At 72.7% G+C, this 15,233-nt stretch carries 12 protein-coding genes and 1 pseudogene; 3 read left to right on the top strand and 10 right to left on the bottom strand.

What is annotated here, in order from left to right; all coding sequences use genetic code 11:
• Positions 1-346: 346 nt before the first annotated feature.
• The 4 genes from ACFWW8_RS12785 to ureA are packed head-to-tail and all read right to left on the bottom strand — an operon-like array spanning position 347 to position 4,666.
• The gene (locus tag ACFWW8_RS12785; RefSeq protein ID WP_386527329.1) at positions 347-973 is read right to left on the bottom strand and encodes a TetR/AcrR family transcriptional regulator; all 627 of its coding nucleotides are present in this window, start codon (positions 971-973) and stop codon (positions 347-349) included.
• 18 nt (positions 974-991) lie between these two features.
• On the bottom strand, positions 992-2,050 hold the full coding sequence (locus ACFWW8_RS12790; RefSeq protein WP_386527332.1) for an agmatine/peptidylarginine deiminase: 1,059 nt from the start codon (positions 2,048-2,050) through the stop codon (positions 992-994).
• A 28-nt stretch (positions 2,051-2,078) separates the two neighbouring features.
• On the bottom strand, positions 2,079-3,812 hold the full coding sequence (locus ACFWW8_RS12795) for an urease subunit alpha (RefSeq protein WP_386527335.1): 1,734 nt from the start codon (positions 3,810-3,812) through the stop codon (positions 2,079-2,081).
• On the bottom strand, positions 3,809-4,666 hold the full coding sequence (gene ureA, locus ACFWW8_RS12800) for an urease subunit gamma (RefSeq protein ID WP_386527339.1): 858 nt from the start codon (positions 4,664-4,666) through the stop codon (positions 3,809-3,811). The genes ACFWW8_RS12795 and ureA overlap by 4 nt, the downstream gene beginning before the upstream one ends.
• A 155-nt stretch (positions 4,667-4,821) precedes the next feature.
• Between ureA and ACFWW8_RS12805 the strand changes: the two are divergent.
• Positions 4,822-6,247, top strand: a pseudogene (locus tag ACFWW8_RS12805) (cytosine permease).
• Between the two features lie 99 nt (positions 6,248-6,346).
• On the opposite strand, the gene ACFWW8_RS12810 reads toward ACFWW8_RS12805, so the two are convergent.
• The 4 genes from ACFWW8_RS12810 to ACFWW8_RS12825 form a co-directional block, all read right to left on the bottom strand.
• Positions 6,347-7,432 (bottom strand): branched-chain amino acid aminotransferase, encoded by a 1,086-nt coding sequence (locus ACFWW8_RS12810; RefSeq protein WP_386527342.1) that lies wholly within the window; start codon positions 7,430-7,432, stop codon positions 6,347-6,349.
• 228 nt (positions 7,433-7,660) lie between these two features.
• Complete coding sequence (locus ACFWW8_RS12815) at positions 7,661-8,701, bottom strand: 3-isopropylmalate dehydrogenase (protein WP_386527344.1); 1,041 nt, start codon at positions 8,699-8,701, stop codon at positions 7,661-7,663.
• Between the two features lie 120 nt (positions 8,702-8,821).
• Positions 8,822-8,953 (bottom strand): hypothetical protein, encoded by a 132-nt coding sequence (locus ACFWW8_RS12820; RefSeq protein WP_267717669.1) that lies wholly within the window; start codon positions 8,951-8,953, stop codon positions 8,822-8,824.
• A gap of 514 nt (positions 8,954-9,467) precedes the next feature.
• On the bottom strand, positions 9,468-10,007 hold the full coding sequence (locus ACFWW8_RS12825) for a GNAT family N-acetyltransferase (RefSeq protein ID WP_386527347.1): 540 nt from the start codon (positions 10,005-10,007) through the stop codon (positions 9,468-9,470).
• Between the two features lie 174 nt (positions 10,008-10,181).
• On the opposite strand from ACFWW8_RS12825, the gene ACFWW8_RS12830 reads away from it, so the two are divergent.
• Positions 10,182-10,883: a nitroreductase family protein gene (locus tag ACFWW8_RS12830; protein ID WP_386527350.1), complete on the top strand. Its 702-nt coding sequence runs from the start codon at positions 10,182-10,184 to the stop codon at positions 10,881-10,883.
• 91 nt (positions 10,884-10,974) lie between these two features.
• Here ACFWW8_RS12830 and pruA read toward each other — a convergent pair whose 3' ends face one another.
• The gene (pruA, locus tag ACFWW8_RS12835) at positions 10,975-12,606 is read right to left on the bottom strand and encodes an L-glutamate gamma-semialdehyde dehydrogenase (RefSeq protein ID WP_386527353.1); all 1,632 of its coding nucleotides are present in this window, start codon (positions 12,604-12,606) and stop codon (positions 10,975-10,977) included.
• A gap of 31 nt (positions 12,607-12,637) precedes the next feature.
• Positions 12,638-13,564: a proline dehydrogenase family protein gene (locus tag ACFWW8_RS12840; RefSeq protein WP_386527356.1), complete on the bottom strand. Its 927-nt coding sequence runs from the start codon at positions 13,562-13,564 to the stop codon at positions 12,638-12,640.
• A 184-nt stretch (positions 13,565-13,748) separates the two neighbouring features.
• On the opposite strand from ACFWW8_RS12840, the gene ACFWW8_RS12845 reads away from it, so the two are divergent.
• Entirely contained in the window at positions 13,749-15,131 is a 1,383-nt protein-coding gene (locus ACFWW8_RS12845) for a PucR family transcriptional regulator (RefSeq protein WP_386527359.1), read from the top strand.
• Positions 15,132-15,233: the final 102 nt, after the last annotated feature.

Raw genomic sequence — 15,233 nt, forward strand, 5'->3', positions numbered from 1 at the left:
GTCGGATGAGTGGGTCCGGATGTCCGGGATCCACTGCCCCCATCATCGCGCGCGGCCCGGTCCCGGCAGGGATGGAGCCGGGAAACGAAAAAACCCCTCGCGGGTAGCGAGAGGTCTGCGCGCGGGTCTGGGGCACGGTGGCCGCTTCCCGCGAAGTTCTTCCGCGGTTCAGCGGCCACTGGGGACCGGCGCGCTGCTGGCGATAATCATGAGCTGAGCAGGCACGCCCGCAGTGTGCCACACCGGCGCCGGTCCGCGGACACGGATCTCAGCATCCGGGCATCCGGGCATCGGGTATCCGGACACGCGGCCCCCCGGGCGTCCGGCGTCCGGGCGGCGGGTCGGGTCATGCCGGTGCGTGCGGGATCAGGGTGTCGTCCAGGAACTCCTGCACGTGGGTGAGGATCGCGGCGCGGTCCAGCGTCGGAAGTCCGACCGCCAGCTGGATGCTGAAGCCGTCGAGGAGGGCGCGGATGCGGGCCGCCACGCGGTCGGCGTCCACGGGCCGGAACTCGCCGCGCGAGATGCCCTCGGCGAGCAGCGCCACCAGGTCGCGGTGCCAGGCGCCCTCGATGGCCGCCTGGCGGTCGCGCTCCTGGGGGCCCGCGTTCTGCGAGCGGTTCCAGACCTCCAGCCAGAGCGTCCAGTGCGGGTCGCGGGCCCGGGTGGGGACGTACAGGTCGACGTAAGCGCGCAGGCGCTCGGCCACCGGCCCGCGGCGGGACAGCAGCCCCCGGCGCTCGGTGCCGAGCGCCGCCTCGCTCCACTCCAGGGTCTGCAGCAGAAGCTCGTCCTTGCTGCCGAAGTAGTAGAGGAGGTGTCCGCTGCTCATGCCGACCTCGCGGCCGAGGCCCGCCATGGTCAGGCCTTCGAGGCCCCGCTCGGCGATCGTGGCCATGGCGGCGACGAGTACGTCCTCGCGCGGGGGCGCGTTCTTGCGCGCCGCCCGTACCGGTACTCCACCCGCCACCATGGACCCACTCCTCGTCGGTCAGACCTTCGGCTGTTGCTGGGTGATGCAGTGGATACCGCCACCCCCGGCGAAAATCGTACGTGCGTCAACCAGTGTCACGGTCCGCTCGGGGAACAGTCCGCGGAAGATCTCGGCGGCCTCCTCGTCGCGCGGGTCGTCGAAGGAGCACAGGACCACGCCGCCGTTGCACAGGTAGTGGTTGATGTAGGAGTAGTCCACCCACTCCCCGTCCTCCTCCAGCACGGTCGGCGCGGGTACCTCCACGACCTCCAGCCGGCGGCCCCGCGCGTCGGTGGACGCCCGCAGGAGCGCGGCGATGGCCTTGCAGCGCTCGTGGTCCGGGTGGGCCGGGTCGGGCTGGGTGTGCACCATCACCACGCCGGGGCGGGCGAAGGCGGCGACGATGTCGACGTGGCCCTGGGTCCCGTAGGTGCCGTAGTCGCCGGCCAGACCGTACGGCAGCCAGATCGCCTTGGTCGTGCCGAGGTGCGCGTGGATCTCGGCCTCGACCTGGCGCCGGGTCCAGCCGGGGTTGCGGCCCTCGCCCAGCTGCACGGTGTCGGTGAGCAGGACGGTGCCCTCGCCGTCGACGTGGATGGCGCCGCCCTCGTTGACGAGCGCGGTGCTGTAGGTGCGGCTGCCGACGACGTCCGAGACGTGCCGGGCGACCTTCTCGTCGTGGTCCCAGCGGGCCCACTCCTGGGCGCCCCAGCCGTTGAAGGTCCAGTCGACGGCGGCCAGTTCGCCGCCTTCGTTGGTGACGAAGGTCGGGCCGATGTCCCGCATCCAGGCGTCGTCGAGCTCGCGCTCGACCAGCTGGACCCCGTCGCCGACCACCGCGCGGGCGGACGCGGTGTCGCCCGGGCGGACCACGAGGGTCACGGGCTCGTACGCGGCGACCGCGCGGGCGACGGCCCCCCAGGCCTCGCGGGCCGCGGCCAGCTCCTCCTCGGTGGTGAAGGTCGGGTTCGGGGAGGGCCAGGCCATCCAGGTGCGCTCGTGGGGGGCCCACTCGGCGGGCATCCGGAATCCGGCGTCGGCGGGCTTGCCGGTGGGGACGGGCTGTGCAGCGGTCATGGCGGGGGTCCTTAGGGGCAGGGCCGGTTTACAGGAAGTACAGGCGGTTGAGGGAGACCGAATCGGCGGCTTCGGAGCGCAGCGGTTCGCCGTCCAGGGAGACGAGCCCGCTGGCCGCGTCCACGTCGACCGCGCCCACCCGCGAGTTGAGGAGCAGGTCCCCCGGGCCGATCCCGCGGGTGCCGCGGACGGTGACCCGGCGGCGGCGGGTCGGCATCTCGTCGCCGCCGAGCGCGGCGGCGGCCGCCGAGACGAAGGCGACGGAGATGTCGGCCGCGGTGGCCCCGTACGAGCCGAACTGCGGGCCGAGCACCAGGGGTTCGCAGGTGTCGGTGGCGGCGTTGGGGTCGCCGGTGACGCCGTAGGCGGGGAAGCCGGACTTGAGGACGAGCTGCGGCTTGGCACCGAAGAAGGGCGGGCGCCACAGGACGATGTCGGCGAGTTTGCCGACCTCGATCGAGCCGATCTCGTGCGCCAGGCCGTGGGCGATGGCCGGGTTGATGGTCAGCTTCGCCATGTAGCGCAGCACCCGGGCGTTGTCGTCGCCCTCCCCGTCACCGGCCAGCGGGCCCAGCTCGCCCTTCATCTTCGCCGCCATCGCGAAGGTCCGCCGGATCGTCTCCCCCGCCCGCCCCATGCCCTGCGCGTCGGAGGAGGTGATGCCGATCGCCCCGAGGTCGTGCAGGACGTCCTCGGCCCCCATCGTCCCGGCGCGGATCCGGTCACGGGCCATCGCCGCGTCACCCGGCAGGTCCGGCTTCAGGTCGTGGACCGAGACGATCATCCCGTAGTGCTCGGCGACCGCGTCCCGCCCGAACGGCAGCGTCGGATTGGTCGAGGAGCCGATCACGTTCGCCACGCCGGCCATCTTCAGCACGTTCGGCACGTGCCCGCCGCCACAGCCCTCGATGTGGAACGCGTGGATCGTCCGCCCGTCCAGCACCCGCAGGGTGTCCTCCACCGACAGGCACTCGTTCAGCCCGTCACTGTGCAGCGCCACCTGTACGTCGTGCTCCTCCGCCACCCGCAACGCCGTATCCAGCGCGCGCGTGTGGGCGCCCATGTCCTCGTGGACCTTGAACCCGCACGCACCGCCCTCGGCGAGCGCCTCCACCAGCGGAGCCGGGTCCGAGGAGGAACCGCGGGCGAGGAAGCCGATGTTCACCGGCCAGGCGTCGAAGGCGTTGAAGGCGTGCTTCAGCGCCCACGGGGAGTTGACGCCGACGCCCCAGACGGGGCCGAACTCCTGGCCGATGACGGTAGTGACGCCCGCGGCGAGCGAGGCCTCCATGATCCGCGGGGAGAGCAGGTGGACGTGGGTGTCCACCGCGCCCGCGGTGGCGATCAGGCCCTCGCCGGAGACGATCGAGGTGCCGGTGCCGACGACGACGTCGACGCCGTCGAGGGTGTCGGGGTTCCCGGCCCGCCCGATCGCGTGGATCCGGCCCTCGCGGATGCCGATGGACACCTTGCGGATGCCCAGCACGGCGTCGATGACCAGAACGTTGCTGATCACCACATCGCACGTGTCACGGACGGCCGCCGCCTTCAGGTGCAGCCCGTCCCGCGCCGTCTTCCCGAAACCCGCCAGGAACTCGTCCCCCGGTCGCTGCGCGTCGGACTCCACCCGGACGGTGAGCCCCGAATCACCCAGCCGGACCCGGTCCCCGGCCCGCGGGCCGAAGACGGAGGCGTACTCGTGCGGGTCGATGTGCCGGCTGCCGGGGGCGCAGTGGTCGCTGTGGGGGGTCTGGCGGCTCATGCGGGGTTTCCTTCCGGGCGGGCCGTGGGGCCGGGGGCAGCTCCGTGGGGACCGGGGGCGCTGCCGGGTCCGCCGGGGGCGGAGGGGCCGGCAGGGCTCCTGGGGTCGGTGGGGTCCGTGGGGTCCGTGCGACCGGCCGATTCCGCCGTACCGTCCGGATCCGGATCCGTCGGGTCCGCGCCGAGGTAGCCGCAGGCCGCGGCCCGGCGCAGGGCCTCCCGCTTCGCGCCCGGAGCGTCCAGCGGGCCGTCGACCAGACCCGCGAAGCCGATCGCGATGCGCCCGCCGCCGATCGGGACCAGCCCGACCTCGCCCTCCCCGTGCGGGTCGAACCGCACGGACGAGCCGGCGGGCACGCACAGCCGCATGCCGTAGGCGGCGGCCCGGTCGAAGTCCAGGCGCGGGTTGGCCTCGAAGAAATGGAAGTGCGAGGTGACGCTCACCGGCACGGGGGCGGTGTTGCGCACCCGAAGGTGGAGGACGGGCTCCGGCTGCGGCACGCCCGGCCCGGGCACCACGGCGCCCGGGGCGTCGTCGCCGAGCGGGACGGCGCCCCGGATGGGGGCCGATACGACCGCGAGGCGCGATCCGTCGTCGAAGACGGCTTCCACGTGCACCTCGGTGACCACGTCGGAGACGCCGGGAAGGACGTCGTCCGGGCCCAGCACCGAGCGGGCCTCCTCGATGGCCTCCGCCAGCCGCTTCCCGTCGCGCGCCGCCTCGCAGACCGTGTCCGCGATCAGCGCGGTGGCCTCCGGGACGTTGAGCTTCAGGCCACGGGCCCGTCGGGCCCTCGCCAGTTCCGCAGCGCTGCGGAGCAGCAGCCGGTCGCGCTCCGTAGGGGTCAGCCGCACGCCGATCCACCACCTCTTGAGTCGATGGGTTAGAGCATCACTCTAACTCTTCATCTCCTGGGAGGGAATCATTGACCTGACCTACGGGCGTGCGTCACATTGAGTGTCGCTCAAACACTGTGCAACCACCCCCTGCCCTGCCAAGGGAGTCCCCCATGCCCATCGAACAGCGCGGAGTCGACACCATCCCCGAGGAGGAGCGGACGAGCGGTCCCCGTGACCTGATCTCGATCCTGCTCGGCTCCAACCTCTGCCTCGGCGTGATCGTCTTCGGCTGGCTGCCCCCGTCCTTCGGGCTGGGGCTGTGGCCCTCGGTCACCGCCATCGTGACCGGCACCCTCGTCGGCATCGCCTTCACCGCGCCGCTCGCGCTCGTCTCCCTGCGCACCGGCACCAACCTCTCCACCTCCAGCGGCGCCCCAGTTCGGCGTCCGCGGCCGCCTCGTCGGCTCGGTGGTCGGCCTGCTGCTCTCGCTCGGCTACACCGCCCTGACCCTGTGGATCGGCGGCGACGTGATGGCCGGCGTCCTCTCCCGGCTCACCGGGCTCCCGGACACCGGGCTCACGCGGGCCGCGATGTACGGCGCGCTGGCCGTGTGCACCGTCGTCGGGGCCGTCTTCGGCTACCGGCTGCTCCTGCGCGTGAGCAAGGTGCTGTCCGTCGGGATGCTGGTGCTGCTCGCGGCCGGCGTGTTCGCCTACTCCGGCGACTTCACCGCCGCCGCGCCGCCGGACACCCCGTACCTGCTCGGCTCGTTCTGGCCGACCTGGCTGCTGGCCACCGTCGCCGCCGGCCTCAGCGGCCCCGTCGCGTTCATCACGCTGCTCGGCGACTACACGCGTTACGTCTCACCCCGCCGGCACGGCTCCCGCTCGGTGCTCCGGGCCACCGCCCTCGGCCTGCTCGCCGGCCTGCTGATCCCCCAGCTGTTCGGCACCTTCACCGCGCTCGCCGCCCGGGCCGGCGCCGAGTACGCCGGACCCCTCGTGGCCGCCGCGCCCTCCTGGTACCTGGTTCCGCTGCTGGCCGCGGCCGCGGGCGGTTCGGTGGGCAACGCCGGGCTGATGCTCTACTCCATGGGCCTCGACCTCGACGCGATCGTCCCCCGGGCCACGCGCACCACGGCCACCCTGGCCGCAGCGGTGGTCGCCACCGCCTTCGTCTTCGTCGGCTCCTTCGGATGGAACGCGCAGGCCGCGATGACCTCTTTCGTCCTGCTGCTGACCGCGGTCGGCACCCCCTGGGCCGTGATCACCCTGATCGGTTACGCGCGCTGCCGCGGGCAGTACGACGCCGAAGCCCTCCAGGTCTTCAACCGCCGCTCGGTCGGCGGGGTCTACTGGTACCGCGGCGGCTGGAACCCGCGCGCCACCGCATCCTGGGCGATCGGCGCCGGGGTCGGGCTGCTCGCCGTGACCACCCCGTTCTACGAGGGCCCGCTGCTGGCCCTGACCGGCGGAGTGGACTGCTCCTTCGTCCTGTCCGGCCTGGCCGGCGGCCTCGCGTACGCCGCCCTGACCCCCGGCGCCTCCCCGGCCCCGGCGTCTGCCGGGGACCCGGCGGTGCGGACGGCGGCCTGAGCCCCGCCCCGTACGACGAGGGCCCGCGCCACCGGAGCTTCCGGGGGTGCGGGCCCTCGTACGCGGGCCGGCGTACGCCGACAGTCACACGCGGGCGGTCTAGCCGAGCGGGTGCATCCAGCCGTGCGGGTCGGCGGCGTGGCCGGTCTGGAGCTCCAGCAGCGCCTTGCGCAGGCGCATGGTGACCCGGCCGGGCTCGCCGTCGCCCTGGGTCCAGTCGGCGCGCTCGGACTTGACCGAGCCGACCGGGGTGATGACGGCGGCGGTGCCGCAGGCGAACACCTCGGTGAGAGTGCCGTTCTCGTTGTCGCGCTTCCAGTCCTCGGTGGTGATCCGGCCCTCTTCGGCGGTGTAGCCGAGGTCGCGGGCGATGGTGAGGAGGGAGTCGCGGGTGATGCCCGGAAGGAGCGAGCCGGTGGGCTCGGGGGTGACGATGCGGTCGCCGTACACGAAGTACAGGTTCATCCCGCCCATCTCCTCGATCCAGCGGTGCTCGACGGCGTCGAGCCAGACCACCTGGTCGCAGCCGTGCGAGGCGGCCTGGGCCTGGGCGACGAGGGACGCCGCGTAGTTGCCGCCGGTCTTGGCGGCGCCGGTGCCGCCCTTGACGGCGCGCACGTAGTCCTCGGAGAGCCACACGGAGACGGGCTTGACGCCGCCCGGGAAGTAGGCGCCGGCGGGCGAGGCGATGACGATGAAGAGGAACTCGTTGGCCGGGCGGACGCCCAGGCCGACCTCGGACGCGAACATGAACGGCCGCAGGTACAGCGAGGCCTCGCCGGAGTCCGGGACCCAGGCGCGGTCCTGCGTGATCAGGGCGTCGCACGCCGAGATGAACAGGTCGACGGGCAGCTCCGGCATGGCCATGCGGCGGGCGGAGGCCTGGAAGCGCTCGGCGTTGGCCTCGGGGCGGAAGGTGGCCACGGTGCCGTCGGGCTGGCGGTAGGCCTTCAGGCCCTCGAAGATCGTCTGCGCGTAGTGCAGGGTCATGTTCGCCGGGTCGATCGACAGCGGGGCGTACGGGACCAGCTCGGCGTCGTGCCAGCCGCGGCCCTCGGTCCACTTGATCGTCACCATGTTGTCGGTGAAGTGGCGGCCGAATCCGGGGCTGGCCAGGATCGCCTCGCGCTCCGCGTCGGACAGCGGGTTCGAGGAGGGCTTGAGCTCGATCGTGGGCGTCGTCATGAGTGCTTGTCCTTCACCGTTGTGTATGGCGGACCGCGCTCATGCGTACTAGGACGTCCGAGCTTCCCCGTATTCAGCGGCCTCGCGTTCGATTATCGCGCGCGCGGGGACTTCGGTGAAACGGAGGGATTGCGGCCCAGGGGAGATGGTGACACCCGGGGCCGCACAGGAAAAGCCGCCGGGGCGTCGATCGCGACCCGGCGGCTTCCTGGAGGTGGAGCGGCCGGGTCAGCCGGCTACGCGAGCGGCGAGGGCGTCGCCGATGGCGTCGGTGGAGCGGAAGGTCCCGTCGCGCTCCGCGAGGTCGGCGGAGACGGCGTCCTCGATGCGGGCGGCCTGGGCCTCGTAGCCCAGGTGGCGCAGCAGGAGGGCGACGGAGAGGATCGTCGCGGTCGGGTCGGCCTTGCCGGTGCCCGCGATGTCCGGGGCCGAGCCGTGGACGGGCTCGAACATGGACGGGAAGGCGCCGGTCGGGTTGACGTTCCCGGACGCGGCCAGGCCGATCCCGCCGGTCACGGCGGCGGCCAGGTCGGTGAGGATGTCACCGAAGAGGTTGTCCGTGACGATGACGTCGAAGCGCTCCGGCTGGGTGACGAAGAAGATCGTCGCGGCGTCGACGTGCAGGTAGTCGGTGGTGACCTCGGGGTACTCGCGGCCGACCGTGTCGAAGATGTTCTTCCACAGGTGACCCGCGTACACGAGGACGTTGTTCTTGTGGACCAGCGTCAGCTTCTTGCGGGGACGGGCGTTCGCCCGCTCGTACGCGTCGCGGACGACGCGCTCGACGCCGTACGCGGTGTTGATGCTGACCTCGGTGGCCACCTCGGCGGGGGTGCCGGTGCGCAGGGAGCCGCCGTTGCCGGTGTACGGACCCTCGGTGCCCTCGCGGACCACGACGAAGTCGATCTCCGGACGGCCGGCCAGCGGGGTGGCCGTGTTCGGGAAGAGCTTCGACGGGCGCAGGTTGATGAAGTGGTCGAACGCGAAGCGGAGCTTCAGCAGCAGACCGCGCTCCAGCACGCCGGACGGGACCGAGGGGTCGCCGATGGCGCCCAGCAGGATCGCGTCGTGGTGCTTGAGGGCCTCCAGCTCCGCGTCCGGGAGGGTCTCACCGGTGCGGTGCCAGCGCTGGGCCCCGAGATCGTATTGCCTGGTCTCCAGCTTCACATCCTGGGGCAGGACCGCGGTAAGGACCTTGAGTCCCTGAGCCACGACTTCCTGGCCGATGCCATCACCGGGGATCACTGCGAGATTGATGCTGGTCGACATGGCGAAACCGTACTCCGTGTCCCAGCCCTCAGACACATTGCGTCCACCATGTGGACCATCGTGAACGCAACGTGTCGGGGCGACGGCGGGGCGAAGGCCTGCTCAGCGGGCCTGCCGGCCTCAGTGGCCGGTCGAGCCGCCGTTGTCGCGACGGTCCAGCGCACGCTGCAGGGCGGCGGCGGCGTTCTTGCGGTCGGAGTCCGCCGTGGAGGAGTGGCGGACACGGCGGACGGCAGCGGTGGTGGGGGTCATGGTGATCGACTCCTTGAGATCACGGCGTGGCGGGGCCACGGATGAGGGGTTCCTTCAAGGCGCCGGAAGAGGCGGGGAGCGGTGCGCCGCAGGGGTTGCCTGCCGGGGGCGCGCGCTCACGACCGCCATTCGCCGGATCGGCGAGACGTTCGGCTCCTACAAAGCTAGGCCAGGTCCGGCTGTATGTCTCCGCACTTACTCGGACTTCCTACTATCTGAGACGCCCGACCCGCCCGCGGGCCCCCGGCCGCAGGTCCGTTTCAGCCCCTCGCGGAGCGGAGTTCCCTGATCAGAGCCCTGCCCCTGCGGGAGGCAGCCGATTCCGGTGTGGTGACGTATCCCACCTGCCTCACCGGCCGCGGAGAGCCCGGACCGGTGATCTCCCCGCCCATCCGGAGGGCTCGATCGACGTGCTGCGCGACTACGGGCGGCGTCGTCCGGGTCGGCCCCGTGTCGACGCACGACGGCGACCGGTCCCCCGCCGCGCCCGAGCGTCTCGGGGTCGCGGCGGCGGCTACAGCACGTCCCCGTTGCGCCAGTCGAAGTCGAGCCGCCCGCCGGGGTCCGGCAGGGCCGCGCCGGGCGGCGCCCACACGTAGGTGGACCCCTCCTCCCCGGCGAGCCGCTGCGGCCCGCCCGGGCCGAGGACCCCGAGCCGCCCGCCCCACACGCTCCAGCCGCGCCCCGCGTACAGGCCGGCCCCGTCCTCGGACGCCGACAGCGCCCCGAGCACGTAGGCCCGCCCGATGACCCGCTCGAGCCCGTCCATGACCAGGGCGCCGAGCCCCTGACGGCGCCGGTCGGCCCGTACGGCGACGGCCTCCACGTACCCCGTCCGCAGCGCCCGCCCGCGGTGCACGGCCCGCCGCTGGACGACGCTCCCGTGCGCGGCGAGCCGCCCGTCCGGGTCCCGCACCAGGACGTGCACGCCGCCGAGCGCGTGCTCGAAGTCCTCCTCCCCGAAGTCCCCGCCGAAGGCGCCGAACAGCAGGTCCCGGATCTGCCCGAGCTCCTCCGCGGTCAGCTCGGAGGTGTGGACGGTCCGGGTGCTCATCGCTGCTCCAGCCAGTCGGTGTTCCAGGAGGGGAGGTCCGGGCTCTCGGGCCCGTGACAGCCCGTCACGCGACCGTACCAAGGACCGCATTGCGGACGCCGCGCGCTTTCCACCGGCCGGATTCGGCCGACGCGACTCTGGCGGTCTGGACCATTGCGTCGGCAGACTCGCCCCATGTCGCCCGATACCCAGCAGTGGACCCCGATCCACGGCCAGCCGTACCGCTCCGCCCCCTACCGGCCCGCGCGGATGCCGGGCGCCCAATCCCTCGTGCGGGCCGCCGAGTTGCGCACGCGGATGAACGAGCGGCGCACCGTACGCCACTTCTCCCCGGACCCGGTGCCCGAGCAGGTCGTGCGGGATGCCGTCGCCTGCGCCGCGACCGCCCCGTCCGGTGCCCACCAGCAGCCGTGGACCTTCGTCCTGGTCAAGGACCCGGCCGTGCGGCAGCAGATCCGCGCCGCCGCCGAGCAGGAGGAGGTGCTCTCGTACGACGGACGCCTCGGCGACGAGTGGCTCGCGGCCCTGCGCCCGCTGGGCACGGACGCCGTGAAGACCCACCTCACCGACGCCCCGGCCCTGATCGTGGTCTTCCAGCAGCGCTACTGGCTGGGCCCGGACGGCACGAAGCACAAGCACTACTACGTCGACGAGTCGGTCGGCATCGCCGTCGGCATGCTGCTGTCCGCCCTGCACCTGTCGGGACTGGCCGCGCTGGTCCACACCCCCAGCCCGATGCGCTTCCTCAGCCACGTCCTGAACCGCCCCGAGAACGAGAAGGCCTTCGCCGTGATCCCGGTGGGCTACCCGGCCCCGGACTGCGAGGTCCCGGACCTGGTCCGCAAGTCCCTGGACCAGGTCATCGTGGAGGTGTGACCCCTCCCCCGGGGACCCGGCGGACATGGGACCGCCCCCGCTCCGGACTTGGGGGTACCGGAGCGGGGGCGGGGTTTCAGGGGCCGGGAGGTCAGCCCATGTGGGGGTACGGGTAGTCGGTCGGCGCGACCAGGGTCTCCTTGATGGAGCGCGTCGACGTCCAGCGCTGCAGGTTCGTCGCCGCGCCCGCCTTGTCGTTCGTGCCCGAGGCGCGGCCGCCGCCGAAGGGCTGCTGGCCGACGACGGCACCGGTCGACTTGTCGTTGATGTAGAAGTTGCCCGCCGCGAAGCGGAGCTTCTCCATCGCGTCCGCCGCCGCGTAGCGGTCGGCGGCGATGATCGAGCCGGTCAGGGCGTACGCCGAGACGGACTCCATCTGGGCCAGCATGCCCTCGTAGTCGGCGTCGTCGTAGACGTGCACGGCCAGGATCGGGCCGAAGTACTCGGTCGTGAAGACCTCGTTCTCCGGGTCCGTGCAGGCGATGACGGTCGGGCGGACGAAGTAGCCCTCCGAGTCGTCGTACGTGCCGCCCGCGACGATCTCGCAGGTCGGATCGGCGGCCGCGCGGTCGATGGCGGCCTTGTTCTTCGCGAAGGAGCGCGCGTCGATGACGGCGCCGACGAAGTTGGTCAGGTCGCGGACGTCGCCCATGGCGATGCCGTTGACCTCGGCCGCGAACGACTCCTTGAAGCCGTCGTTCCAGATCGACGCCGGGACGTAGGCGCGCGAGGACGCCGAACACTTCTGGCCCTGGTACTCGAAGGAGCCGCGGGTCAGGGCGGTCTTCAGGGTGGCGCGGTCCGCGGACGGGTGCGCGACGACGAAGTCCTTGCCGCCGGTCTCGCCCACCAGTCGCGGGTAGGACTTGTACTTCTCGATGTTGTTGCCGACCGTCTTCCACAGGTACTGGAAGGTCTTGGTCGAGCCGGTGAAGTGGATGCCGGCCAGCTCGGGGTGGTTCAGGGCCACCTCGGAGACCGCGATGCCGTCGCCCGTGACCAGGTTGATGACGCCCTTGGGGAGACCGGCCTCCTCCAGCAGCTCCATGAGGAGGACCGCGGAGTGGGTCTGCGTCGGGGACGGCTTCCACACGACCACGTTGCCCATGAGGGCGGGGGCGGTCGGCAGGTTGCCGGCGATGGCCGTGAAGTTGAACGGCGTGATCGCGTACACGAAGCCCTCGAGCGGGCGGTGGTCGCTGCGGTTCCACACGCCGGCGGAGTTCGCGACCGGCTGCTCGGCCAGGATCTGACGGGCGAAGTGGACGTTGAAGCGCCAGAAGTCGACGAGCTCGCACGGGGTGTCGATCTCGGCCTGCTGCGCCGTCTTCGACTGCCCCAGCATGGTCGAGGCGGCCAGCTTCTCGCGCCACGGGCCGGACAGCAGCTCGGCGGCGCGCAGGATGATCGCGGCGCGGTCGTCGAAGGACATCGCGCGCCACGCCGGGGCGGCGGCGAGGGCGGCGTCGACGGCCTCCTGCGCGTCGGCGGCCGTGGCGTGGCCGAAGGTGCCGATGACGGACCTGTGGTCGTGCGGCTGGACCACGTCGAAGCGCTCGCCGCCGCCCATCCGCTTGACGCCGTTGATCGTCATCGGGAGGTCGATGGGGTTCTCGGACAGCTGCTTGAGCTGCTCTTCGAGCCGCGCGCGCTCCGGGGTGCCGGGGGCGTACGAGTGGACCGGCTCGTTGACCGGCGCGGGGACCTGGGTCACAGCATCCATGGGGCTGGTAACTCCTTGACCTAGTTCTTGGCTAGTTCTTGGTGATCATCGAGCGGAGGAAGAAGAGCAGGTTGGCCGGCTTCTCCGCCAGGCGGCGCATGAAGTAGCCGTACCAGTCGGTCCCGTACGCGGTGTACACGCGCATCCGGTGGCCCTCCGCGGCGAGCCGCAGGTGCTCCTCGCCGCGGATGCCGTACAGCATCTGGAACTCGTACTCGTCGAGCTTGCGCCCGGCCTGCCGTGCCATCTCCTGGGCGATCGCGATCAGCCGCGGGTCGTGGGACCCGATCATCGGGTAGCCCTCGCCCTCCATGAGGATCCGCATGATCCGGACGTACGCCTTGTCGATCTCGGCCTTGTCGAGGTACGCGACCTCGGCGGGCTCCTTGTAGGCGCCCTTCACGATGCGGACGCGGCTGCCGGCGGCGGCCAGGCGGCGGGCGTCGGCCTCCGTGCGGAACAGGTACGCCTGGATCACGCAGCCGGTCTGCGGGAAGTCGCGGCGCAGCTCCTCGTGGATGGCGAACATCGAGTCGAGGGTGGTGTGGTCCTCGGCGTCCAGGGTCACGGTGGTGCCGATGGCGGCGGCCGCCTCGACGACCGGGCGGACGTTGGCGAGGGCGAGCTCGTGGCCGCCTTCCAGCGCCTGGCCGAACATCGACAGCTTCACCGACATCTCGACGCTCTCGCCGAGTCCGAGCTCCGCGAGGCGCTCGATCAGCAGGAGGTAGGCGTCGCGGGCCGCGTGCGACTGCGCCACCTCGGTGATGTCCTCGCCCACCACGTCGAGGGTGACCTCGAGGCCGTTGCGGGTCAGCTCCTCGACGATCGGGATGACCTGGTCGACCGTCTCCCCGGGGATGAACCGGTTCACCACGGGCTTGGTCACGGGGGCGGCGGAGACGATGCGGCGCATCGTGTCGCTGCGCGATGCGGCGAGGATCACGGGACCCAGCACGGGGGCACCTCCAACGGGTGGCAGTAGAAGAACGCGAGCGGGAGCGCTGGCAAAACCACAGGTAAAGCCACCGTGAAACCTAAGGATCGCTTCGATCCTCTGCCAGCGACAGCTGTCACGCATCCGTGTCCCGGATCTCATACAGATGTCTGAGAGGCCGGTCGGCAGGTGGGAGAATGGCCGGGTGAAGGGCGATTACCAGGACCTGGTGGACGAGATCTCGGCGCTGCTCGGCGCCCCGGCGACGCTGGAGAACCGGGACTTCCGCCTGATCGCCTTCGGCGCGCACGACAGCGACGACGACCTCGCGATGGACCCCGTACGGACCCGCTCGATCCTGACGCGGCAGTCCACGGCCGCCGTGCGCTCCTGGTTCGAGGGCTTCGGCATCGCCCGCGCCACCGGTCCCGTACGGATTCCGGCGGCGCCCGAGGCGGGGGTCTTCCGCGGGCGGATCTGCCTGCCGGTGCGGTACCGGGGCATCGTGCAGGGCTACGTGTGGCTCCTCGACCGGGAGCCCGGCCCCGGGCCGGAGGCCCTCGCCGCGGCGATGGAGGTGGCCGAGCGGGTCGGCACCCTGCTCGCCGAGGAGGCGAAGGCGGGGGCCGACCTGTCACGGGAGTTCCTGGCGGTGCTCACCGCCGGACGGGGATGGCAGCGGGACATGGCGGTGGCGGCGCTGCGGGCGGCCCTGGGGCCGGGCGGGGACGGGCTCCACGCGGCGGTGTGCGTGGCGCCGTGGACCGGCGAGGCCCCGGCGGTGGTCCCGGGCGCGGCGGCCGTGTGCGTGGTCCCGCGCGCGACGGCCCCCGACGACGGCGGCGGGCCGGAGGCCGGCCGGGCGCTGGCGGTACTGCTCCGGCTCCGCTCGACGGACGCCCTGGCCCCCGCACGGACGGCGGTGGCCCGCCTGCTGCCCCGCGCCCCGGCAGACGGCACGGGCGGTGCGGGCGGCAAGGGCGGCGGAGGCGACGCGAGCGGCAAGGGCGGCGGAGGCGGCGCGAGCGGCACGGGCGGCGGAGGCCGCGTGGGCGGCACCGGCGGCACGGGCGGTGGAGGCGGCGCGAGCGGCAAGGCCGGTACGGGCGGTGCGGGCGGCGGAGGCGGCACGGGCGCCCCGGGTCCCGTCGGCGGCGGAGCCGCCCCGTACGCCGTGACCGCCGGCGTGGGCGACCCCGTACGCACCCTCGCGGACCTCCACGACGCCTGGGACCAGGCCTTGGCCGCGGCGCGGGCGGCCGCCGCCCAGCCGCGGTGGGGCCCGGTCGCCCAGTGGTCGGAGATCGGCCCGTACCGGCTGCTGGCGGCGCTCGCCCCGGGCCCGGTGGACGACCCGTCGACGCGCGCCCTGCTGGGTCCGGCCCACCGCGAACTCGCCCGCACGGCCGAGGTGTTCCTGGACTCCGCCGGGCAGGCCGGCCGCGCGGCGGCGGCCCTGGGCATCCACCGCCAGACGCTGTACTACCGCCTGTCCCGGGTGGAGCAGCTGACCGGCCTCGACCTGGGCGAGGGCGAGGACCGCCTGCTGCTGCACATGGCCCTCAAGGCGTCCCACCTGCACGGCTGACCGGAGTACCGGCGGGCGGCGCGGCCCGTACCGGAACCGTCGGCCGCCGCGGACGCGCGAGGGCGGGCCGCCGCGGGCGACGCACCGGAGCCGTCGACCGTC

The organism is Streptomyces sp. NPDC058701 (genome assembly GCF_042715295.1).
Classification (GTDB): Bacteria; Actinomycetota; Actinomycetes; order Streptomycetales; family Streptomycetaceae; genus Streptomyces.